Origin of the sequence: Klebsiella sp. 7-CIP_Kleb. (assembly GCF_050378655.1) — a bacterium.
Lineage (GTDB): Bacteria > Pseudomonadota > Gammaproteobacteria > Enterobacterales > Enterobacteriaceae > Klebsiella > Klebsiella quasipneumoniae.
Map to the genome: position 1 here is coordinate 1 of NZ_JBNRLJ010000033.1, position 1,302 is coordinate 1,302.

1 protein-coding gene and 1 pseudogene are annotated in these 1,302 nt (G+C 49.6%); both read left to right on the plus strand.

Annotated elements, in window-relative coordinates:
• A pseudogene (locus ACQUTI_RS26290) lies at window positions 1–874 on the plus strand (right-handed parallel beta-helix repeat-containing protein); the annotation flags it as partial.
• A partial coding sequence (locus tag ACQUTI_RS26295; RefSeq protein WP_428923427.1) for a hypothetical protein occupies window positions 874–1,302 on the plus strand: 429 nt, incomplete at its 3' end. The pseudogene ACQUTI_RS26290 and the gene ACQUTI_RS26295, both read left to right, overlap by 1 nt.

The following is a 1,302-nucleotide window of genomic DNA, read 5'->3' on the forward strand; positions in this document are numbered from 1 at the left end:
TGTTGGTTTCGGTCATTCATTCATGGCTAACCCGCGATTCCTGCGCACGCTGTCTGATTTAACCGGTCTGCCGACCTACAATTTTGGCCGGTCTGGCGGGCTGTCGCGGACTGTTGCGCTGCGCGAGGGAGCCTACACTGTTTCGTATACGCCGGTGGGTGGCAGCATTCCTGCGTCTGGTTCTGTAGCATTAACTCCTGCTGACCCGGGTGTTTTGCAGGTTGTTGGTAACGCCTCTCTTACTGAGGTTGTGAAGGGTAATATAGCCGGGGTTGACGGCTCTCTCGCGTGGGACGGAACAACGCTGACGTTTACCCGCGATGTCGCTGGCGCCGCTGTCGGCGTCTCATCACCTGCGCCATTTATCTATTATCCATACACCATTGATTCCACGAATACCGTGGCGTCGGGTGTGCGGTACGATGAGCATGGTGACGCGATTAACCTTCTCTGGTTAGGGAGGAATAATGCTACTCAATATGGTCAAGTACTGAGTGATGCGAAAGCGATTATTGAACATCTGACAGCACATAATAAACGCTTTGTTTTATTACCTGAGTTTCAGATGGCGTCGGAGGTAAAAGGTACGTACGGAAACGGCGGGATTTTATATCTCAACAGTGAATATAAAAAACTGGCTCCGGATAATTACTGCGAAATAGATGGTGTGGACCTGCTCGCTAATTTTAATGCTCACTACAACCCGGCGTACGCGCCGGACGTGACTGATATTGACAACGGCATCACGCCAAGATCTCTGCGCCAGGATTCGCTACACCCGAGCCAGACGCTACAGGTTAATGCTCTGTATATCGGCGCAGACGTTAACGCGCAATTTGTTTATCAATTTCTGATTAAAAAAGGTTGGTTATAATGGCAACTAAAGGTCCTTACGAAATACGCAAAAATCTGGAACTCGCTTCCGGGGACATTCTTTACCGCGAGGCCGGAGTTTACGACACCACTCTAGGCCTCATTGATTTCGGTGATACCTCGCTAGGCGGCGGGAAAACTGAAGGGTATACCGAGAATGACCAAATCAGAAACGTGTGCTACGTGGACGATTATGCATATCCGAATATGGCTATGCTCTATGATGGCGGCGGCATTCGTGTTGACGAGCATAACGGGAGCAAAATCACGCTGCCGGAGTCGTTCATTATCCCTGCCACCTGCACAAAACAATTAGTTCGCATGTGGTTTAAACTCCCGACGTCGGACATCGGAGATACAACCGTTTTATACAATAACCAATTGCTGGTTATTGGCGGGACATATGCATCAAACCAGTCTCTGACATAC